This window comes from Dyadobacter sp. CECT 9275 (assembly GCF_907164905.1).
In the GTDB taxonomy this organism is placed as follows: domain Bacteria; phylum Bacteroidota; class Bacteroidia; order Cytophagales; family Spirosomataceae; genus Dyadobacter; species Dyadobacter helix.
In genome coordinates, this window is record NZ_CAJRAF010000002.1 from 592,735 (window position 1) to 616,131 (window position 23,397).

Annotated in this window: 16 protein-coding genes; 7 read left to right on the forward strand and 9 right to left on the reverse strand. The window is 47.4% G+C overall.

What is annotated here, in order from left to right; genetic code table 11:
• Positions 1-16: 16 nt before the first annotated feature.
• From katG to KOE27_RS10675, 9 genes are all read right to left on the reverse strand, one after another.
• Positions 17-2,281, reverse strand: a complete 2,265-nt coding sequence (katG, locus tag KOE27_RS10635) for a catalase/peroxidase HPI (RefSeq protein ID WP_215238864.1) — start codon at positions 2,279-2,281, stop codon at positions 17-19.
• Positions 2,282-2,577: 296 nt separating this feature from the next.
• Positions 2,578-7,281: a VPS10 domain-containing protein gene (locus KOE27_RS10640; protein WP_215238865.1), complete on the reverse strand. Its 4,704-nt coding sequence runs from the start codon at positions 7,279-7,281 to the stop codon at positions 2,578-2,580.
• 64 nt (positions 7,282-7,345) lie between these two features.
• Positions 7,346-8,428, reverse strand: coding sequence for an amidohydrolase family protein (locus KOE27_RS10645; protein ID WP_215238866.1), 1,083 nt, complete (start codon positions 8,426-8,428; stop codon positions 7,346-7,348).
• A 193-nt stretch (positions 8,429-8,621) separates the two neighbouring features.
• Entirely contained in the window at positions 8,622-10,073 is a 1,452-nt protein-coding gene (locus tag KOE27_RS10650) for a RagB/SusD family nutrient uptake outer membrane protein (RefSeq protein ID WP_215238867.1), read from the reverse strand.
• A gap of 81 nt (positions 10,074-10,154) precedes the next feature.
• Positions 10,155-13,679 (reverse strand): SusC/RagA family TonB-linked outer membrane protein, encoded by a 3,525-nt coding sequence (locus KOE27_RS10655; RefSeq protein ID WP_215238868.1) that lies wholly within the window; start codon positions 13,677-13,679, stop codon positions 10,155-10,157.
• Between the two features lie 186 nt (positions 13,680-13,865).
• Positions 13,866-14,912, reverse strand: coding sequence for a FecR family protein (locus tag KOE27_RS10660; protein ID WP_215238869.1), 1,047 nt, complete (start codon positions 14,910-14,912; stop codon positions 13,866-13,868).
• Between the two features lie 243 nt (positions 14,913-15,155).
• Positions 15,156-15,743 carry a sigma-70 family RNA polymerase sigma factor gene (locus KOE27_RS10665; protein WP_215238870.1) on the reverse strand — a complete coding sequence of 196 codons (588 nt, stop codon included), beginning with the start codon at positions 15,741-15,743 and terminating at the stop codon, positions 15,156-15,158.
• Positions 15,744-16,151: 408 nt separating this feature from the next.
• A complete protein-coding gene (locus KOE27_RS10670) occupies positions 16,152-18,830 on the reverse strand; it encodes an ABC transporter permease (RefSeq protein WP_215238871.1) in 2,679 nt (892 codons plus the stop codon).
• Positions 18,831-18,838: 8 nt separating this feature from the next.
• A complete protein-coding gene (locus tag KOE27_RS10675; RefSeq protein WP_215238872.1) occupies positions 18,839-19,192 on the reverse strand; it encodes a PadR family transcriptional regulator in 354 nt (117 codons plus the stop codon).
• Positions 19,193-19,658: 466 nt separating this feature from the next.
• Between KOE27_RS10675 and KOE27_RS10680 the strand changes: the two genes are divergently transcribed.
• From KOE27_RS10680 to KOE27_RS10710, 7 genes are all read left to right on the forward strand, one after another.
• Entirely contained in the window at positions 19,659-19,982 is a 324-nt protein-coding gene (locus KOE27_RS10680) for an ArsR/SmtB family transcription factor (protein WP_215238873.1), read from the forward strand.
• Positions 19,983-19,988: 6 nt separating this feature from the next.
• Positions 19,989-20,456: an SRPBCC family protein gene (locus KOE27_RS10685; protein ID WP_215238874.1), complete on the forward strand. Its 468-nt coding sequence runs from the start codon at positions 19,989-19,991 to the stop codon at positions 20,454-20,456.
• A gap of 9 nt (positions 20,457-20,465) precedes the next feature.
• A complete protein-coding gene (locus KOE27_RS10690; protein ID WP_215238875.1) occupies positions 20,466-20,849 on the forward strand; it encodes a DoxX family protein in 384 nt (127 codons plus the stop codon).
• A 12-nt stretch (positions 20,850-20,861) separates the two neighbouring features.
• Positions 20,862-21,536, forward strand: coding sequence for a DNA alkylation repair protein (locus tag KOE27_RS10695; RefSeq protein ID WP_215238876.1), 675 nt, complete (start codon positions 20,862-20,864; stop codon positions 21,534-21,536).
• The gene (locus KOE27_RS10700) at positions 21,533-22,114 is read left to right on the forward strand and encodes a YdeI/OmpD-associated family protein (RefSeq protein ID WP_215238877.1); all 582 of its coding nucleotides are present in this window, start codon (positions 21,533-21,535) and stop codon (positions 22,112-22,114) included. The genes KOE27_RS10695 and KOE27_RS10700 overlap by 4 nt, the downstream gene beginning before the upstream one ends.
• Before the next feature lie 81 nt (positions 22,115-22,195).
• On the forward strand, positions 22,196-22,753 hold the full coding sequence (locus KOE27_RS10705; RefSeq protein WP_215238878.1) for a DUF4256 domain-containing protein: 558 nt from the start codon (positions 22,196-22,198) through the stop codon (positions 22,751-22,753).
• Positions 22,754-22,818: 65 nt separating this feature from the next.
• Positions 22,819-23,382: a Crp/Fnr family transcriptional regulator gene (locus KOE27_RS10710; protein ID WP_215238879.1), complete on the forward strand. Its 564-nt coding sequence runs from the start codon at positions 22,819-22,821 to the stop codon at positions 23,380-23,382.
• Positions 23,383-23,397: the final 15 nt, after the last annotated feature.

A 23,397-nucleotide genomic window follows, 5' to 3' on the forward strand; every position in this document is an offset into this window, starting at 1 on the left:
CACTCAAACGCAGGAATCAGGCTAAATCAAACCGATCCAGGTTCATCACCTTACTCCAGGCTGCAACGAAATCGTTTACAAATTTATCCTGTGCATCCGCACTGCCATATACTTCGGCAATGGCTCTCAGCTCCGAGTTAGAACCAAATACAAGGTCCGCTCGGGTAGCGGTCCACCTGGGCTGACCGCTCTTACGGTCACTCCCCAGATAAAGTTCCCGGTCGTCACCCATTGTTTTCCAGCTGGTATTCATATCCAGCAGATTAACGAAGAAATCGTTTGTCAGCTGGCCAGGGCGGGTGGTTAAAACACCATTTTTAGAACCATCGAAATTCGTATCCAGAGCACGCATACCCCCCACCAGTACCGTCAGTTCGGGTGCAGTCAGGGTAAGCAGCTGTGCTTTGTCGATCAGCAATGCTTCGGTGGATACAGAGGAGCGCGTTTTTCGATAATTCCTGAAACCATCGGCAGCCGGTTCAAGATACCCAACTGATTCCACATCCGTCTGTTCCTGCGAGGCATCCATACGGCCCGGTGAGAAAGGAACCGTGATGCTATTGCCGGCCGCCTTTTCAACTCCTGCATTACCCGCCAGCACGATGAGATCTGCCAGTGAAACTTTTTTACCTCCTGCCTGTGTATCATTAAATTCTTTCTGGATGCTTTCCAGAATACCCAGTACTTTGCTGAGCTGAGCCGGATTGTTCACCTTCCAGTCCTTTTGCGGAGCCAGTCTGACCCGCGCACCGTTTGCTCCGCCACGTTTGTCAGATCCACGGAAGGTACTTGCTGACGCCCAGGCAGTAGCAACCAGTTCAGAGACTGTCAGTCCTGATGCCAGTATATTGGCCTTGAGAGCAGTCGCATCGGTTGCATCAATTAACGGATGATCTACTGCGGGAATAGGGTCCTGCCAGATCAATACCTCCTGGGGTACATCCGGCCCCAGGTAACGGGAGCGAGGCCCCATGTCACGGTGTGTTAATTTGAACCAGGCTCGGGCAAAAGCATCCGCGAATGCGTCAGGATTTTCCAGAAAGTTTCTTGATATTTTCTCGTACACCGGATCGAACCTCAAAGAAAGATCCGTGGTTAGCATGGTTGGCGCATGTTTTTTTGAGCTGTCGTAAGCATCAGGGATGATATCCCCGGCATTTTTGGCCACCCACTGGTGCGCACCCGCAGGACTTTTGGTCAATTCCCAGTCAAAAGCGAAAAGGTTTTCAAAGAAATTGTTACTCCATTGTGTGGGTGTTTTAGTCCAGATGACCTCCAGACCGCTCGTAATGGTATCAGCACCACTACCCGAACCGTAGCTATTGCTCCATCCAAGGCCCTGTAATTCAACATCCGCTGCTTCCGGTTCTTTTCCGACGTGGTCAGAAGGGGCAGCACCATGGGTTTTACCAAAACTATGTCCACCGGCAATTAAAGCCACCGTTTCCTCATCATTCATAGCCATACGGCCGAATGTTTCGCGAATATCCCTGGCGGCTGCAACAGGATCAGGATTACCATCAGGCCCTTCGGGATTCACATAAATAAGACCCATGTGCGCCGCTGCCAGTGGGTTTTCCAGGTTACGGTTATGGGTTTTCCCGTCTGCATCTTCATCAGATGATACCACTCCATGCCCGGCAACACCTGAAGTACCATCCGCATAACGCTGCTCATTACCAAGCCAGGTAGTTTCGGCACCCCAGTACACATCTTCTTCTGGTTCCCAGACATCAGCACGGCCACCCGCAAAACCAAATGTCTTAAAACCCATTGATTCCAGAGCAACATTGCCGGTAAGGATCATCAAATCGGCCCAGGAAAGTTTATTTCCATACTTTTGTTTAATAGGCCAGAGCAGTCTTCGCGCCTTATCCAAACTTACGTTATCGGGCCAGCTGTTCAGCGGTGCGAAACGCTGCTGCCCGGCCCCTGCGCCTCCGCGACCATCTCCCACACGGTAAGTTCCGGCACTGTGCCATGCCATACGGATAAACAAAGGGCCATAATGTCCGAAATCGGCAGGCCACCAGTCCTGAGAGTCGGTCATCAGGGCGTGAAGGTCTTGCTTAACGGCTTCCAGATCGAGGCTTTTAAAGGCTTCGGCATAGTTAAATTCTCCACCCATGGGGTCAGACAGGGCGGAATGCTGACGCAGAATACTAAGTTTTAACTGATTGGGCCACCAGTCACGGTTACGGGTGCCACCTCCTCCTACATTCTGTTTCATGGTACCATTGTGAAAAGGGCATTTACTGATGTCGCCTGATTCGTTCTCCATTTTTTATAAGTTCATGTGTTAAACAATAATTTGCACCTTGTATTTGTACAGAACGATAAAGTTAAAGTATTATAAAATATAATCACAATTGATTAATTCTATATTTCAATAACCAAAATCTATTACTCATAAACTACATTGGCCTTTTCTTATCAATACAAAAGAAAGAATCTGTTTAACCTTGAAAGATTAATTTTGAACCGGGCAACTTGTAACTTATATAAAAGAATGATTCGCACCCCCAGTGCCCTTCCCAAAACTGCTTACCGCAACTGCCGACTGCTCAATGGAAAAAACTACTCAACAATATCCTCCACTGCACTACCATCTCCCTTCGCCGGTCCATGCCAGATACCTCCACCGAAGGTTACAATAAAAACTTTTTCCGGGTCGCGCGGATCAGGGTCCACTCTTTTCCCCCATTTGAAATTATATCCTTCCATACGAGTCCAGGAATTTCCCGAATCCCCGGATCTGTAAGCAGAACCACTAAATCCGCAGGCATAAAAGGTGTTCGTACGGGCATCGTAAGTGATGTCATGTATGTGCTGATCATTTTTCAGAACGGCCTTCCAGGTTTTTCCATCATCATCGGAAACAAAAATTCCTCCGCCGGTATCTGGCGAAAATTGACCCGCTGTTTTCCGCCCCCAGGCCGAAAGGATGAGCCGTTGCTGATTTTGGAAATCTACCTCAAGACTGGTCGGACCATTGGTACCCTCCGGAAGTTTCATTTTTGTCCACGATCCGGCCCCGTCATCAGAGCGGTACAAAGCACCGTCACCAGCACCCATTCTGCCATTTTCACTTCTTCGGTTCACCACAAGAAACAGCGTATTGTCCTGCTCTCGTTTGACAAGCCGCCAGGCAAAAGGCTCTTCACCTTCGATTCCGTTATTGTGCTGTTTCCAGGTTTTGCCACCATCGGTGGATTTGTATACGCCTTTACCAAAAACGCAGGCATAGAGTGTGCGCTTTTGCGGGTCACTTGCCGGATCGATCAGGATGTGCGTTACCGCGCCCTCTCCTATATCCTTGCTGATGGGCATCCAGGTTTTACCTGTATTCTCACTCACTAAAACACCCCCTTCATACCCCTTTGTCCCGCCTTTCCGCCACATTTTCGGTCTGGGCAGATCGTGTGTCCCGCTCATGGCGGCCCATACACGTCCTTTCACTTCCGGATCAAATGCCAGCCAGTAGGTACTGTTGATCCAGGAACGTGGAACGCCGTTGTTTTGAGTAGCACTCAGCCAGCTTTCTCCGCCGTCCTTGCTTTCCATGAGGCCAATATCCGTATTGGCTATGAAAACATGATCCTTATCGAATGGATCAAAAACCACGGCATAACTTGTTGTCACCTCCAAGCCCCGCGAGGTCCAGCCACCACCTTTCTTTCTTCGGGTATATACCTGTTCCCAGGTTCTGCCTCCGTTGGATGATTTTACCGAGCGTCCGAAATCCGTAGCATAACAAAGATCCGGATTTGTAGGCGACACACCGATTGAAAATGGATTTTCTCCCCAGGTCGGTCCGAAACGCTCGTTGAGCCATTCGTTTTCAAAATTTTTGGAGACTGTATTTCTTCCTTTGGTAAGATCATCCTTCCAGACGAGTTTCCAGGTTTGGCCATAGTCTTCACTTTTAGCTACGCCAAGGGAGGTTGTGTCCTGATGTACCTTCAGATTTGCATACGAAACATACACCACTTCAGGGTGCTGCGCGCTGGTAGCAATACTTCGCCATTCAGGCATTTCTGCTCCTTTTACCGCCAATTTTATCAAACCCTGTTGCCTGTTTTCCCAGGTTTCCCCGCCATTATTTGTGTAATAAATACCTGAGTTCTCTTTGTCGGGATTGAAGTACGAAGTACCTGAAATGGCGTAGATAACAAAATTCTTGCTCTGTTTGTCAAAACCTCCCGCAAACTCAGTAAGTTTATTGACATCCGGATTTCTGTTAATTTTCCAGATTCCCTTTTCGCGTTTGGTAATCGTGTTTTTACCACAAATAAAAATGGTTCTGTCGGTCGGCGGTGAATTTGGATGAATGTAAATGTTTTTGGTTTCGCCCATTAATTCCCGCTCTTTTTTCCAACTCACCCCTCCGTCTGAAGATATGTAGAAAGACTGTTGGTCATCCACAGAGATTGCAGCATACAACTTTTTTGAGTCAGCAGGGTCCACAGCAAAAGCAAGGACTTTGTGCAAGGTACTATCCTTGGTTACTACTCTTTCACTTGCATGATCTCCCTGCGAAACAATCCCGTGGACAATGGAAGGCGACGGATAAAACAGGGACCAGGTATTGCCTCGATCGACACTTTTGTATAATGCTATGGAATTAGCATAGACTACATTGGAATCAACAGGATCAAAAACAAAGTAGCTGACCGGGCCTTTCAGGTTGAACATCCGCCAGGATTTGCCTCCGTCGTCAGTAGCAAACGAACCCGTCATATCGCAGGCAACCATAGCACGATTGGAGTTATGCGGACTCACGGCCGGGTAAAACATAGCGCCTCCCCCACCAAAACCCATATATCCCCAGGTATCATTTCTCCCGTTCGGGTTTTTGTATTTTGCACTTTCTGCAACGGGAGCCCCATGCCATACGCTTGACCCAAATGTGTTGATGTAAATCTGTTCCGGATCGTTCCGGTCCACGGTAATCCGCTGCCCCCAGTGAAAATCATAACCTTTGATTTTGTTCCAGGTTTTCCCGTAATCATCGCTCCTGTAAGCCTCACTGTTGAAGGTATTACAATAGAGCCTCCCCGGATGATAAGGGTCGGCGGTCACGTCGTAGACGTACTGTTTTTTATCAAAAATGGTTTTCCAGGTGTTACCACCATCCTCGGAAAGAAAAATCCCTCCCGGTATCTCCAGTTTTTCATTACCGCCTGTTGAACGCGCCACATCGCCGCCGACGAGATCACTCAGGTCGATATCTGCCCAACCCGCCAGGTATATGCGATCCGGGTTCGCGGGATCTGATTCGATGCCATTCGGGAAAAGCAGTCCGTCGGAAACATTGAGTTTCGTCCAGTTTTCTGCGCCGTCTGTGGATCTATAAACTGCCCCAGAATAAAACTCCCTTCCTTTTTTGCCACTTTTATGCGCCGGTGTTGCACTCACGGTCAGAAAAAGTGTGCCGTTGCCTGTACGGGTTAGCTCAAAAGCACAGGTGTTCTCGCCCATTCCCTTGTTTTTCAATTGCCAGGTTTTACCATCATCCGTTGACTTGAAAACGCCTTTGGAATAAACGCTGGCGTACAATGTGCGGTTTCCGGGCGCAGAGTCCGGGTCAAGGATGATACTGGTTACGGGAGAATCCATACCCATGCCTTCTATGCTGGGCTTCCAGGTTTTGCCGCCATCAGTAGAAACACAAACACCGCCCTTCGCCGATTTCTTCCACGAAGGGTTCCTGGTCATTTTCCCTCTGGGATAATCATGCATACCCGACCACCCCGACCACATTTTCCCTTTTACCTTTGGATCAAATTCTACCCAGTAACAGGTATTAACCCATTCAGCAGGAACACCATCCGCCGCACGTACCCAGCTTTTGCCTCCATTGAAACTGTGATGATAACCAATATCGGTATAACTAATGGCTATGTGGCTGCTATCGAAAGGATCGAAGTGAACGCCGTAACTGGTGGTAACGTCAAGTCCTCTGCTTTTATAGGACCCATCAGACTGTGGCTCACTGTAAATTTCATTCCATGATTTACCACCATCGATGGTCTTCATGGCTCTATACCAATCCGTTACGATGGCAACTTTCCCGTCCAGCGGAGATACGCCCACATCCATCAGCCTGATGTATTCACCCCCAAATGCCTTTGCCGTCCAGGCGTCTTTAAGATTCGCCGCATCCATTCCATCTTTCACACCATATTGCCCTGAACCTCCCCCGCCTTTCCATACCCAATCCCAGGTTTTGCCCGCGTTGCCCGATTTCAACGCACCATACCAGTAATTAAAACCACCATCCTTTTTCTCTTCATAACGATTGGTCACCAGATATACTTGGTGCGCATCAAATTCCGCACAGGAGATCATCGAATAACTGGGTGTTTTACCCGACAGAGCATTGGTAATCAACGCATTATCGATCCTCTTCCAGTTATTTCCTCTATCCTCCGAAATCCACACCTCGCTATATCCAAATTCCTCCCTGATCTCCTTTTTGGGGTCATGATGCAAGGCATAAAATATTTCCTTACCTCCTTTGGATTCACTTCCGGCAGTGAACGAAAAGGCGGGGCTCATCGCTTTCGGCAGACTTCTGGGCGTGATCTTGCGGGTTGCTTTATTAAAAGTATAACAAGACTCCGCTGTGAATACAATCAACTCGTTTTTCAACCCGGCGGCATTACTATACAGGTATTCTATCCGTTTCCCGATGTCTTTTTTCTCCCAGGTTTTCCCGCTGTTTACCGTATAAAACAGAAACCTGCCCATACTGAAATACAAAGTCGACGAGTGTACCGGATCCACACGGATAGCCCCTATACGTCCTTCTGTCGTTTCATATAGTGACCCTGCTTTAGTTTCTATTTGATAAGTAGCGTGATCGCCGGAATAAGTTTCTCGGACAATTTCATTTTTTAGCGGGAAAAGCTGCTCCCAGGTTTTCCCTCCGTCCCGGCTTCTGTTTAAGGTGTTAGATCCTATGTAAATCGTGTTGGAGTCTGCCGGGTCATAAGCAAAACTGCTCGATCCGTTTGGAAAGTTGATCTGCTGATATGACTTCCCACCGTTTTTGGTAAGGTAAGACCCGGTCATATCACATTTCAGCAGAAAATCCTGAGAACTGTGGTAAGAAAACGTCGGAATAAAAGTAGCACCTCCCCCACCGGGCCCGATCTTTTCCCAATCTGGCTTGGGCTTTACGCTTAAAGTGTCACTATACCCTGAGGGTCGGAACGAGACCACCCCTATGACCATGCTCAGAAAGAGTATGGTTTTAAATACCTCATTATAATACATAACTGCAATTAATTACATGACTTACTGGCCCAAAACGCTTGGTGATACAGGCAGTGAAGTGTTATTATTTCCTGCGCAAAATCCTGGATGCGTTGGCTTTATATATCTTCTTTAATACTTCATCCGGCAGTCCGAAGCCCTGCAACGGCCAATGATAACCGGTAAGATCGATCGCATAAAAATGCTCGTCCCTGGTTTCCAGTATTCTGAACGTCATCTCGTACATTTCATACGTAGCCCGCATGTCAGTTCCGTACAGCAGTTTGTCCTGGTATTTCTCAAAGAAGGTATGCATATATCTGGGAATTGGTGCCACCTCTGCATATCTGGCAGCGAAATCTGCATAAAGATTTTTGTACTTAGACAATAACCGGCCCAAAATACTGAGATCGTATTCGCAGTTGGCCAGGTGGCAGGCAATAAATGTCGTGCCCGGATTGTCCCTTACCACATTTTCAAGGGTCTGTATCAACCCGGAATGGCCCATAAACCCAGGTTTGGTTTGGTCAACTTTCCAGTCATACGCATTCATCAGCCCATCGTTGGTAGAGTCCATGGGCTCATACATCCACATCGGTTCCGCGACATGCACATTCACCGGCATTTTCAACTCACCGCATTTCTGAAACAATGGCTTCATACGCAGGTCGTCGATATGCATACCATAGGCCTGAACCGGTTCCGAGAAAAGTTCACCCAACCCTTTGTCTCCCAGCTCGCCCACTCCCCGGGCTCCCACTCTGGCACAGCGTTCAAGCTCTTTCACCGCCCGCGCGCTCCATCCCGGCTCGTTATATCCGGTATAATCAAACCCACACCACAGCTCAAACCGCTCACCATAAGGAGCATACATCTTGTATACTGAGTCAAAGGCTGCACCGGTCAGCATGGTAAGAACGATTGTCTTCTCAATACCCAGCCTGTCCATCCGGCCAACCCATTCCCTTATTTCCGCATCCGTTTTCGCCTCTGTCTGATGTGCGTGCATGTCAATTACCGGAAATCTGGCTCTGGTAATTCTGGTGACCGGTATTTTGTAAATGGACTTAGGTCTGTAGTTTTTCAGCAGCAGGGAGTCTGGCTTTTGTGCGTGCGCATAACACACCAGTATCACAGACAGGAAGGTATAACCGATAAGTTTCAACATCTTACTTAAACCGTGCAGAAGAGTTCGACATAGAAGAATAACCTTTAAAAAACCGTTTCAAATAGCAGAGGTAGGATATAAAACCAAGCGAACGGCCGCCACTAAAATTAACCGCCCGCTTGACAAATATCCCGATCTGTAAAAATCATTAGCTTATACTGCCAACTACTCTTTCAAAACCACCTGCCTCTTTTCAGTACCCAGGATTCTGCCCGATGGCTTTGGCGTCCAGCGCTGGTATCGGAAGCAGGTAGTCGTTCTCATCGTATCCCTGAGCATTGTCCGGCAAATTGACCTGCTGTAAAATCCGTTTTCTCAATACATCAAAATAGCGGTCATTCTCAAAGCAAAGCTCAAAGCTTCTTTCGTCGATTACTTTCTGATCAAACTGCGCCTTTGTCATAGTCATTGTGGCAAGTGCTTCGGTACCGGTACCGGCATTGGCACGGTTGATAATCATATTCAGCCGGTCTACCGCCAGCTGGGTAGGAGCGCCAGCGGCCATATTGGCGGCCTCGGCATAAATGAGCAGCAGGTCTGCGAAACGCAGCAGCTTCATTTCAATACCTGCGTCTCCACCTCCTACCTGCTGGTCATAAGTCAGATTTGGCATATTAAACTTACCAATATAAGGAACACCATCGGCGGACTTCGACCAATTGATCATCGGTGCTGACGGGTCATAAATATCTGAAGTGAAATCCAGCAACAGATAGTTATGTTTACGAGGTTGTTCGGGGTAGATATTGGATGCCCAATAAATTTTCACAGCTCCTCCGCTCCATCCATCCATTTCGGAAGGTGCCCAGGCATTTCCAGGCATATAGGGCGTTTGCGAGGTAGTATGAAAAGCAAACATTACCTCCAGGCTGTGGTTATTGGAAGTTTTGAAAACATCCTGAAAGCTGGGAAGCAATTTGTAGGGGCCATTTTTGATTACATCGTCGGCCATATCCCTGGCCTTTGCATAATAATCTGTCTGATTGAGTGGTGCCGTCGCACGCGTAAGGTATACCTTTGCCAGGTATCCCTTTGCCGTCCACTTATTAGGTTTGCCCTGTACTGCCGCGTCATAATCTCCAAGGTGTTCGGCTGCATAAACCAGATCCGCCTGCAATAAGTCATATACTTTTGCTACCTCAAGGCGGGACTCAGGGGTCAGAGGTGTGGATACCGGATCTGGGGTATCTTCTGTGATGTATGGAATTTTCCCATACAACCTGACGAGCGTAAAATAGTTAAAAGCTCTCAGGAAACGTCCCTGCGCAATAACATTGTCTATTGCATCCTGCGGATTACCCGCCAGGCTACCTCCTTTCACCGCTTTTAAAACGGAGTTGATATTGGCGATGGACTTATAATGCCAGTTCCAAAGGTCGTTAAAGGATGTCGCACCGAAATCCAGACTGGTACCTTCAAACTGCCCGTCGGGAAAGCTGGGTAACCCCTGGTACCCTCCCCATGTCACAAACAATGCGTTCATAGAGCCGGCATAGGCCGCTTCGCACTGCCCGACGGTGGCATAAAAATTCTGCGGCGTGGAAATTCCCTCAGGAGATTCCTCCAGGCTTTGGCAGGAGAAACCGACTATCATACAGAGCAACGCTATAAAACTTCTGCTGGAATAAATTATGTTCTTTTTCATTTTGATGTCAATTGCTAAAGTTGATCATTCCGCCGGTAACCCTATCCTCCCCTTTGTCCTGACCGGCGCTACTGATGATTTTTAAAATGTCAGATTAATCCCGAACATGAATACCTTAGAAGTGGGGTAATTACTAAGGTCAATCCCCAAACCACCAGCTCCTCCGGCATTAAAGGAGCTCACTTCCGGGTCGTAGCCGGTGTACTTTGTAATCGTGAACAGATTAATGGCCGTGACATAAGCCGCCAGCCTGCTGGCACCGATCTTACTGGCTACCGCCATCGGAACGGTATAAGAAAGCGTTACATTTTTCATGCGCAGGTAGGACCCATCCTCTATCCAGCGGCTCGAGCGCTGGTCAACTCCAATTCCTGACGTCTGATTTACACCGAGATCCATCAGATTCCTCTCTTGCGAACTTAAAAACACTGGTACACTGGTATGCTGATTATCAGGAGTCCACCTGTTTTTGAGATTGCTGCTTAAACCGTTGGACGGGTTTTCAGTTTTAATGCGTACGGCATTAAAAATATCATTACCATAACTACCCTGAATTAAAAAAGTAAGGTCAAAATCCTTATAGCTGACGGTATTGTTCCAGCCATAAATAAATTTTGGCGAAGCATTCCCGATCACCTCCAGCCCGTCACCGGCACGGGTGATCTTGCCATCGCCGTTTACATCTTTCCATTTGGCTTCTCCCGGTGCCTGCCCCATTTCTCTGGCCTGGTTCCTCTCGGCCTCGCTCCAGGTACCCAGGTTCACGTAACCGCGCATCTGGTCAACGGGCTGCCCTACCTGCAGGTATTTCAACGAAAACCCACTGCCGTAAATCTGGTACCCGCCTCCTGTATTGGTACGTATCGCCAGAGGATTGTTATCCAGTAGAGCCAAAACCTTGCTTCTGTTGAAAGAAATATTAGCTGATGTATTCCACCTCAATTTACCTCCTGAAAATGGTTTACCGCCCACGGAAATTTCGAGGCCCTTGTTCTGGATGGATCCTACATTGGAAAGAATGGTACTAAACCCGGTGTAGGCTTCCACTTGCTTATTCAGCAAAAGGTCTTTGGTCGTTTTTTTATAGATATCAACGGTGGCAGTCAGCCGTTCATTGAAGAATCCCAGATCCAACCCCAGGTTTGTCTGTTCCGTAGTTTCCCATTTGAGGTTAGGATTTGCCGCTCGGCCCAATGCGAAACCGATGTTGGGTGTATTGTTGCCGTCATAAGGATAGTTGAAACCCGAGGCAACCGTTGCCAATGTCTGGTAAGGCTGAATGGCCTGATTACCCGTTTTACCCCAGCTCGCACGCAATTTCAGATTGGAAACGGACTTTACGTTTTCCAGAAATTTTTCCTGGGAAACTCTCCATGCCGCAGCGGCAGAAGGGAAATACCCCCATTTGTTATTGGCACCAAAAACCGATGAACCATCCGCGCGGTAGCTGGCCGTGATCATGTATTTTTCGTCAAATACGTAATTCACCCGTCCCAGAAACGAATTGAGTACCTGTTTGGACTGTGAATTGTAACGTTCGTTAATCTGTGATGCACCGCCAAGGTCATTGATCCCGGTGTCATCACTGAAAAAACCCTGAGCTGATATAAAAGAGCTTTTGGACTGTATCAATTGCTGCTCCGCCACACCAGTGACGGTCAACGCATGTTTCTTATTGAAAATAGTAGAGTATGTCAGTATGTTGGAGTTCTGGAAATACTGATACTTGCTTTCGGACAGGTCGCCCAGTCCGCTTACGCCGCGTCCCGGCTGTGTTTTGGTACTGTAATAGTGTTGATCGTCATTAGAATTGATACTGGCGGCGCCGGTTACCCGGAGCGATAATCCTTTCAGCAGCTTAAAATCAAGAAAGGTACTGATCTCATTGGTAATGTTGTTCTTCTCCGCCTTTGTTTCCAGGGCCGTAGCAACCGGGTTCCAAACATCGTTGTCGGCGTATATCTTGGAGCCGTCGGGCCCGCCTTTGAGCGCCTTGGTATTATAATTCCCATTGGCATCGTATACCGGTGTAATGGGGTCAAAACGGGCCACGGTATTGATCACCTGCCCCAGAATATCTCCGAAACGCGTTCCCTCTCCCACAGGCGGAACATTTCCTTTGTCCTTGATCACGTTGAGATTAATGCCCGCATTCATCCAGCTGGTCACCTTAAAGTCAAGATTGCTCCGTAAATTATAGCGGGTGTATTTGGTATTCAGTACAATTCCCTGCTGATTCATATACCCCGCCGACACAAAATAACGCGCAGACTCATTACCACCGCTGACGGACAACTGATGATTCTGCATCTTCCCGTTGCGATATATTTCGTCCTGCCAGTCGGTTCCGCCATTTGCGTCCAGTTTAGCAATCTGTTCCGTGCTAAAAGGTATTACTGGCACTATGGGAGCACTGGGGGTTCCGTTTTGGGTGGCTGCCCAGTCGTTAGACTTCCGCGCATAGTCACCTGCGTTCATCAGATCCAGCTTATGGTTCAGCTTTTGCACCCCCATACTGAACCCATAGTTTAAAACAGCTTTACCCGACACGCCTCTTTTTGTCGTGATCAGAATTACACCATTGGCGCCGCGCGCACCATAGATAGCCGTTGCGGACGCATCCTTCAAAACTTCCAGTGATTCTATGTCGTTAGGATTAATGGTGGTGATATTAACACCCTGAATTCCATCCACCACTACCAGCGCATTGTTGCCCCCCGTAATAGAATTCCCACCTCTGACCCTGATGGTAGCATTACCTCCAGGCGCTCCGTCGGTATTCTGCACCATCACACCCGCAGCACGCCCTTGCAAAGCCTGATCCACACGCTGCGTAGGCAGCCTGGTCAGATCGGAGCCTTTCACAGAACTTACGGATCCGGTAAGGTCCGATTTCTTCTGCGTGCCGTAGCCCACCACCATTACCTCCTCCAATGCCTTGGTATCGGTGATCATGGATAGGTCTATCTTCTTTTTGTTGCCAACCAAAACCTCCTTTGACAGGTATCCAACAAATGAAAATACCAGCATATCGTGTTCCGAAGCTACCGCTATGCTATATTCACCGCCCGCGCCAGTGACCGTTCCGCGCTGCGTACCTTTCACCACTACACTTACACCGGGTAACCCCTCTCCTTTTTCGTCGGTTACGGTACCGGTAATGGTTATATCCAATGGATAGGCGGCCTCCTGGCTTTTACCCACGACATTATCGGGATCGACATTATTGGCCGGAGCATCTCCAACAGACCGGTGCAAAAGAATGGAGCCATCTACAAGCCTGAAACCAATGTTCATGGGTTTCAGGGTAGTTTCCAGGACCAATGATAATTTCTGATTATTCTGATGTACCGATAATTTTCGCTGTGCGCCAATTGCTTTGGAACTGTACACAAAATATACCCCGGTTGATTTTTCCAGGGTACTCAAAAATGTACTCACATCCGTCTGGTCCAGATGAACGGTAACGAGCCTTTCCAGGAGATTTTGGGCATGGGTGTCCCTGGCCTGTATCGTACTGACAAATAAAGCTGCCAGAAAAAATTGGTAGACGGAGTGTTTCATAACAACCCAAAGCCAGGTTTGACAATGTAGACGGTCTTTCATACTTTTGAATGTTTGTTAAGTTTTTTGTTTTGGATTTAGCAAAAGCAGCCCTTTTACACCCTGGAATGGATGTTCTGCGAGATACAGGAAGGGCGGGAAAATCGGTACCGCTGCAACGGTACCGATTTCATTTCCGGAAGTCAGAATAAAGATTAGTGCATAGGTTCAGGGGTTTTATAAATTGGGTTATTGACAGCCTTTTCCTGTAATCAGGATTTTGGTACCACGTACTTCGTAGCTCCCGTTAATCGTACCACATAGTAATTCCAGTTTGGTATATAGTGCCTGGGGGGTAAGATTTCCCGTAAATGGACAATGACTCAAAGACTCCTGTTCCAGCTCAATTTCGGTACCATAAATTACCTCAAGCTGGCGGATTACTTCTCCGATGGGCGTATCCACAAAGATGAGTGAACGGGCTACTGCATTTTCCGCAGAAGGAACCGCAAGCGGCTGCGGATCCTCCGCAATACTGGTAACAAACTGCTTATTGTCAGGAAAATAAGTGGCCTTCTGATTGGGTGTCAGAATTACACCGCTGTTGGTACTCACATTGGTAAGGTCTTTGGTGTCCTGCCTGTAAACCGTTACCTTACCGGTTTGAACAGTCACCTGAATAGGTTGCCAGGGGTCGTTCGCCCGGATCCGAAAGGTGGTGCCCAATACCTTCGTGATGATATCTCCAGAATAAACTATGAAGGGCCTGGAAACATCCCTGTGGACATTAAAGCTTGCCTCACCCAATAAGCGAACATCCCTGTTTTTGTAATTGAAAGCCTTATGCACCGCAAGCTGCGCGCGCGGGGACAATACCACCAGACTTCCGTCCGGCAACTTTACGTTCATCGGTTCTGAACTTTCGTTCCTGTAAGGCGTCCAATCGGTCTGTTCCACTTTCGTGATCAGAGAATGCTGTTCAAACCAGCCGGGCAGCAGATTCCGGTTCCAGTTTAACCCTATACCGATAACAACAGCGGCGGCCAGTCCACCGACGATCCACGAAAATTTACGCCACAACGGCCTGACCAGCGGTGCCGGATCAGTTTCCGGACTTTGCGGCTGTACCTTTCGCCATAACTTCTGTTCCATTACGAGCCACTGCTCTTCCGTCAAAGGAATTTCGACCGGCTCACCCAACAACTCATACCATTGTTCTACCAACTGGCATTCTTCAGGGGTGCACCTTTGTGTTTCATAGCGTGTCAATAATTCAACCAGGGCAGATCGGTTCATTACATTCTAAATCAGAGGTTCCACTGATATAGTATAAAAAAACCAGAAGAGCCGTAAAGGGAATTAATAAGTTATTTGAATAATTAAATCAAAATACACATTTGAAACCGATATTCTTTGAATAATCAAACTTTACAAAAGTTGGGAATAAATAAAAAAAAGCAACTGCCCAATGCCGTTACAGCACTTTGCCAGCCCCACTGAGTACTTACCCGTAGCAAACAAACGGTTTAGTGAAAAAAACTAGGAAAAAAGGACTGCACCGATGATGGAATAGGACAGATAGTCTTTCAATTGAAACCGGAGCAAACGGAGGGATTGGGTGATATGGTATTCAACCGCGCGATCCGATAGCCCCAACTGCTGTGCTATTTCAGAAGTAGATCTTTGTTCAAAACGGCTCATCTGAAATACCATCCGCGTTTTTTCAGGAAGCAGGCTGAGAGCGTTCTCCAACGCTACAGAAAGTTCCTCCAGCCCGACACCAGTATCTGCCAGCTGGTCAGCGGCTTGCTCGGAAGCCTCTCCCAGTTCTGTCTGAGCATGCACGAGTTTTGCTTTGATAAACCCTATCACACTGTACCTGAGGGCCGTTTTCAAATAGGCCTCCGGGTTTTCAATGAGTGTCTTTTGCCGGTTCTCCCACAATCTCAGGAACAGCTCCTGGACCAGTTCTTCCGCAACCGACTGGCTGTTTGTTTTCCAGAAAGCCGTAGAAAAAAGGGAGCGCCAATGGCGCTGATAGAGTGCCTCATAGGCCTTCTCATCTCCCGTGAAAAGAAGTCTTCCCAACATTTCATCCGGCAGCGTGGAATACAGTTCACCCTTCATCTGACAAGCTCCTGACGACTAAAAACCCCATTTTCTGATAAAAGATCATTTTGCCTGTACAGCTACTGAGTCTGTACCGACAATAAACCGGTGCTACCTTACAAAGCCACTTTCCGACCTCGGTAACTCCCGCTGATCATGGATCCAAGATACATAGGATTTTTTCAACAATACCCAGATCTTTTGCAAAAAAGAGTGTCCCCTCCAACTTCCTACAAAGTTGCTTTCAAAAAAGGCATTAGATACTGCTACACTGAAGAAGCATCCGTGTTGTTTCCCTGACAGCATTTCACGAATAAATCCAGCGGTACCGAAAATTTCCTTTCTTTTTGAAAAAAAGAGGAGACTCCAATCCCAAAAAAGCACCATGCAGGCACTATACTTTTTTTTGTATCAGTTTTCCTGTATTTATTCCGATCGCAAGCTGGCTACCGGATTCACCAGGGCTGCTTTAATTGCCTGATAGCTAACAGTCAGGATGGCGACGAAGAGTGCAACACCACCGGACAGTGCAAAAAACCACCAGGACAAATGAATCCGGAACGCAAAATCCTGGAGCCACAGGTTCATGGTATACCCTGCAATGGGTGAGGCAATCAACATTGCGATCAGGATCAATCTCAGGTAGTTGGTCAGCAAAAGTGTTACAACACTGGTCACGGACGCGCCCAGTACTTTACGTACTCCGATCTCCTTTGTCCGCTGGTGGGTCGTTAGTGCTGCCAGTCCGAACAGCCCCAGGCAGGCTATGAGGATAGCCAGCCCAGCAAAAACGCCGAATAACTGTCCGATCCGTTGTTCGGATTGATAGATGTTATTGAATCTGTCGTTCAGGAAGGAGTAGACAAAAGGATTACCGGTTTCGGCTTTCCATCGTTGCCCTATATTTTCCAGAAGGCTTGTCACATCATGAGTACGAATACGCAAAGCGAGCTGAGAATTGTCTCCCCCGTAAAACATAATTAACGGAGCGATACGCTGATGCATGGACTCAAAATGAAAGTCCTTAACCACGCCCACAATGGTGTAGGTGTGTCCACTTCCAGGAGTACCATTTCCAGTAGTGGAAAGCTGCTTGCCGATCGGGTCCCTGAATCCATAAGCTCTCACCGCCGCTTCGTTGATCAGAATGGCTGAGCTATCAGACGGAAATGCCTTGGAGAAGTTACGCCCCTGCGTTACGCTCATCCCCAATGTAGCGAGGTAATCTTCATCAATATAGTAACTTTTGGTTACGAAAGATTCTGTTCCCGATCTGCCCCTTACCAGTATACCATCCTGGCTCTGGTGGGATGTTCCGGCAGGCAAAAAGCCCGCTCGTGTGATGTGGGTGACAGAGGTCAGCGCGGCCAGTTCTGCTTTAAAGGAATCTAGCTTTGGCCCTAATACATGGGTATCGTGCAGGATCAGCAGTTGCTCCTTATCGAACCCAACTTTTTTATTTTGCATGAAACGCAGCTGCTGTTTCGTGACGATCGTAGCGATAATGATTCCAATCGAAACAACAAACTGTCCGGTAACCAGTGTATTACGCAACCAGCCACTCTTCAACCCTACCTGCATCCTGCCTTTCAAAACCGTAACAGGCTTAAATGCGGACAGCACAAAAGCCGGGTAACTCCCTGCCAGCAGGCCTATCATAAAGCAGGCAAGTACTGCGGCAGATAACATACGCCAATCCATTATATCATACCTCGTAAACTGTTTTCCGGCCAGGATATTGAAACCGGGTAACAGCAGCAATACAAGCGTCAGCGCCAGCAGCAATGCCAGAAATGTCAGGATAACGGATTCGGTCAGAAACTGGCTGACCAGCTGCCTCCTTATTGAACCAAGTACCTTTCGGACACCGATCTCCTTTGAACGTCCCGCCGATCCGGCGGTTGACAGATTCATGAAATTGATACAAGCCAGTAACAGGATAAGCATGGCAATTACCGAAAATATGTAAACATATTTGATATCTCCGTTGGCTTCCAGCTCATCATCCAGGTCGGAATATAAGTGAATACTCTTTACCGGCTGGAAATCAAAACCCATCCGATCGCCTCTTCTCAGAAATTCGGAAAGATCAATGCCCAGAAAGTCCTTGATTTCCGTAGCCATGTATTTGGAAAGGAAACCCTTGCTATGCTCTTCCACCTGCCTGATGGAATAACCATCCCGAAGCAGCACGTAGGTATAGGCGCCGCTTGCCAGCCATTTTAAACCCTGGTTGACCGAACTGAACGAACCAAACATATCATAATGAAAATGGGTATTGGAGGGTATATCTTCACAAACACCGGTTACACGAAAAACTCCCCGGTCGCCTATGATCAGCGTTTTTCCAACGGGGTCTGCATCTCCAAAATATTTGCGGGCCTTGGTTGCGGTGAGTACCACCGTTTTCGGTTCCGTCAGGACATTTGCGCCTGAACCACTTATCAGAGGAATTGAGAAAAACGAAAAGAAATTTGAATCAACAAAGGCTACGTTCTCTTCTCTAAATGTTTCCTGACCGCTTGTTACCAACATACCGCCATCATCCCGTAACCGGGCAACCTCCTGCACCCCTGGGTAATCCCGCAGCAAGGCGGGGCCGGCGGGTTCGCTGGCGTAAGCATAATGTATATCTTTTTCACTCAATCGAACCTTCAGGGTCATGCGGTACATCCGGTCAGCATGGGTATGATAATCGTCGTAACTTAGCTCATGCCCCACAAAGAGGATAATCAGCAGACAGGTTGCAAGCCCCACCGCCAGGCCAATTACATTAATGGCAGTAAAGGCTTTATGCCTCCACAGGTTTCGGAAAGCGATGGTCAGATAACTGGAAAGCATATCGGTAAAATGAGGTTTAGTGTAATGGTAGTCATCCTTATAAACGGGCTTGATATTTCTACGTTTTATAAAAAAGGGTGTTAAACAATGCATCACCGCCCATACGTAGTGTATCCGGGCACGTACGGGGCCAAGCTCGCCAGCACGTTTGTGAAAAGCTTCGTGCAGATCACCCTGTATATACTCGAGCCAGTGCGGTGCCACAAACCATTCCAAAAGCTTGTCAGCCCAGCGCGGTGGTTGTAAATTTTGCTGCTGTTTCATATTTACATTTATAGAAGGTTATCAGACAAACCAAGAAGCTGAAGTTTATCCTGAGGGATGGCCTGCCAAAGCCGTTCCCGCATTCGCTGGATTTCCAGCAACACCTGCCCACCTGCAGCTGTCAGGGCAAACAAACGTTTGCGCCTTCCACCCCGCTCGGCGGTTGCCCCACCTACCGAGGAGGATAAAAATCCTTTTTCTTCAAGCCTGTAAAGCGTGGTATGCACGGCGCTGACGGTAAAGCTCCGGCCGGTTTCCTTCTGAAGTTGCTCCATCACGGGTACACCGTATACGTCTCCGGTGCTGGCAGCCACCACCAGTAGTACTAATTCTTCTAACTCTCCAAGGGGCGTCTTTTTCACGAATATTTACAATTGATCTATTAGATACAATATGTTAAATCAAATCTGGTGCCAATAGTAAAGAACTACGCAGGAGCGCCGGAAAGACAGAAGTATGAGTAAATCCTGTCCGGAAACGGACGATTCATGTCCAATTACGGACAGTGAGTGAAGTTCAGAAAAATGATCAGAGAGCAAGAATGTTATTTCAAAATTTTATCATCCGTATGTACAGTGCTTTATTTCATAAATTCTATCATAAAGTGATGTTTTCATAACCCTTGCCTGTAACAAGCAGGGCTTATCCGGGTTCCTGAAACAACAGCAAGCACTACGATAGCGGAACGATCACTTCTTTTCTGACTAAAACTAACGGCGGAATTCGGACACCTGTTCAGGTCGTCAAAAATAATCACTCGAAGAAAACCCGGTAAATATTTGCGTAGCTAAATAGCTACATATATATTTGTAGCCAAATAACTACGCAATGAATTTAAGACGAGACGTATTTCAGGCCATAGCCGACCCTACCCGGAGGGCAATACTGCTGCTGCTGGCTACGCAATCCCTTACCGCCGGTGCAATTGCATCCAACTTTGACACTGCCAGGCCCACCGTTTCCAAACACCTGCAGATACTTACCGCATGTGAATTGTTAAAACAAGAGCAAAACGGCAGAGAAATTTTGTATCACCTCAATGCCGGAAAGATGAAAGAAATAGCTGATTTCATCGAACCGTTCCGCGATATGTGGGACGACCGGTTTAACAAACTGGAAGCCATCATGAAAAATTACAAATCAGAACAGTAGGATTATATGGAACGAAAAACGAAAGTCAGGGCCGAGGACAGCAAACAGGAGATCGTGATCACCAGGGAGTTTGACTTACCGCTGGAATTACTTTTTAAAGCTTACGTGGAACCAGAAATAGTTGCCCAATGGATGGGCACCAGGGTGCTGAAACTTGAAAACAGGAAACATGGCAGCTACCAGTTCGAAACGTCCGATCCACAGGGAAACGTGGTTTTCAGGGCCAATGGGGTCATTCCCGAATTTATACCCAACCAGAAAATCACAAGAACCTTCGAGATGGAAAACACGCCATTTGCCGTGCAGCTGGAATTCCTGGAATTCGAAAAGCTCACGGATCAGACGAGCCTGCTTACCATGCAGATCGTCTACAAATCGGTAGCACTCCGTGACCAGATGCTAAAATTACCCTTTGCCCAGGGCCTCAATATGGCACATAACAGATTACAGGAAACCTTGAACCCCTTAAAATAATAACCGACCATGACCAAAAGAAACAAAATCATTTACTGGATCGCAACGGTCTGGCTTGCTTTGGGAATGACCTCTACCGGAATCGTACAAGTAATGAAGATAAAGGAGGAGACAGATATGATGGCCCGCCTGGGTTATCCGCTTTATTTCCTCACCATAATCGGCGTGTGGAAACTGCTGGGGGTTGTGGCCATACTGGTTCCGAAATTCCCTCTGGTGAAAGAATGGGCATATGCCGGGTTCTTTTTTGTCATGTCGGGTGCGGTGGTCTCGCACTTAGCGGTAGGTGATGCCGCCAAAGATTTTTTCGGACCCGTATTATTAATCATCCTGACGGTAGTATCTTGGTATTTCAGACCGCATAGCAGAAAACTCATTACAGCAGATATTTAGACCAAAAGTGATATGACAGTAGAAGAAGCACTTCACCAACTGGAAGCCTTAGGCAGCGAAAAGACGCGCGAGTTTAACCAGAAACGCGGTGCTGGCCAAAATCAGTTTGGTGTTAAAATGGGAGATATCAGAGCGGTGGCAAAAAAAGCAAAAGCTGACCACGCACTGGCACTGGCATTGTGGGAAACCGAAAACGTGGAGGCACGCCTGATGGCCACGCTGATCATCGATCCAAAAAAGCTGTCGCATGAGGATATCACGCGGATGGTAAAATCAGAGAAATATACACTGGTGGCCGACTGGCTGTATTCGTATGTGATCAAAATTCACACGGATACCGAACCGCTGCGGAACGAATGGATGCAGTCAGACGATGTGATGTGTGCACGTGCCGGATGGAGCCTGACCAGCGGGTGTGTTGCCCGAAACCCGGATGTACTCGACCTGCCCGCTCTTCTTGACAGGATAACCGCTGAAATGGCCACGGCCCCTCCGGAGGTACAATGGACCATGAACTCCACCCTGGCCAACATCGGTATTCACTTCCCTGAACATCGTACAAGGGCACTGGCAATTGGAGAGCAATTGGGTATCTACCGCAATTATCCGGTATCCAAAGGTTGTACCTCCCCTTTTGCCCCCATTTGGATTAATGAAATGGTCAGACGTCAGGCATTAATAGTATGAATCCGAAGGTCAACTGGTACTTCAGCAAAGAAGAAAAATGGCAGGAAGAAATCGTACAAATGAGAAGAATTGTACTGGATTGTGGCCTGTCGGAAGAATTGAAATGGGGTTCCCCCTGTTACACATTCGGGAAAAGTAACATTGTACTGATACACGTTTTTAAGGAATACTGTGCTCTTTTGTTTTTTAAGGGAGCTCTATTAAACGACTCCGAAGGCGTACTCATCCGGCAAACGGAGAATGTACAGGCAGCGCGGCAGATCCGTTTCACCAATGTACAACAGGTAAAGGACATGGAATCCATCCTGAAAGCGTATATATCCGAAGCCGTTGAGATAGAAAAGGCTGGCTTGAAGGTGGTATTGAAAAAACCAGCTGAATTCAGTATAGCGGTAGAGTTTCAGAACAAACTAAACGAAATTCCCGGTTTAAAATCTGCTTTTGACGCCCTGACTCCGGGACGGCAGAGAGCCTATCTGCTGCATTTTTCCCAACCCAAACAGGCCGTAACCAGGGAGGCAAGAGTAGAAAAAAACATATCAAAAATCATGACCGGAAAAGGATTGACAGATCTGTAACAACGGGATAAGGAACTTCATTTGACAACAAGCTTTTGATAAACTAATATTGGCGAACATCTTTATTTAAGGACAAACTAAATGGAAAAGCAGCTATCCCCTGACCACAGTGAAGCACTTCTCACAACGTTAAAAAACCGTTTTGAGAAAAACATGAACCGCCATAAAGGAATTGACTGGAACAAGGTCCTGGCAAAACTGGAAGGTAATCCCGAAAAACTATGGTCCCTGGATGAAATGGAAGTGTCGGGCGGAGAACCGGATGTAGTGGGTTATGATCAGAAAACAAATGAGTACATTTTTTTTGACTGTTCCCCGGAAACACCCAAAGACCGCAGAAGCTTTTGTTATGACCACGAAGCACTGGAAGCAAGAAAAGCGAACAAGCCCGAAAACAGTGCAATGAATCAGGCTGCCGAGATGGGAATCGAACTCCTGACAGAAGAACAGTACCTGAAATTGCAGCAACTAGGCAATTTTGATTTAAAAACCTCAAGCTGGCTGCGAACCCCCGCTGATGTCCGTAAACTCGGCGGAGCTATCTTTGGCGACCGCCGTTTTGGCAGGGTTTTCATCTATCACAATGGTGCCGATTCTTATTACGCAGCCAGAGGCTTCCGCGGCGCGCTCAGGGTTTAGAAAACAAGTACTCCCCCGCACCGGAAACATTTACTATCAAATGCCGCAGGCCAACAACACCAAAAATGAGTATTGAATTAAGAAAGCATATCGAAAAAATAACTCCGCTTTCCGACAAAGAGTTTGACTATATCCTTTCTCATTTCACAACCAGGAAATTAAAAAAACACCAGTTTCTTGTTCAGGAAGGGAATTCGGTACCTAACGATTTTTTTGTTGTCAAAGGTTTGCTCAAAGCTTCATTTACAAATACTGAAGGCAAGGAACACATTCTCCAGTTTGCGATGGAAGACTGGTGGATATGCGACTACCAAGCCTATTTCAACCAGACCAACGCCACACTTAATGTGGACTGCCTGGAGGATGTGGAAGTACTTTCTTTGTCGCTCTCCAACCGCGAAAAAATTTGTGCAGACCTTCATAAAATCGAGCATTTTTTCAGACGAAAGTCAAACATGGGATACGTTGCACTACAGCAGCGTATCCTCTCTTTTATGAACAGCGACGCGAAAGGCCGTTACGAACAGCTGCTGAAACAATATCCCTCTTTATTTCAGAGAGTCCCCAAAACACTCATTGCCTCCTACCTGGGCGTTTCCAGAGAAACGCTCAGCCGCCTTACCACCTGATGTGACATAGGTCAC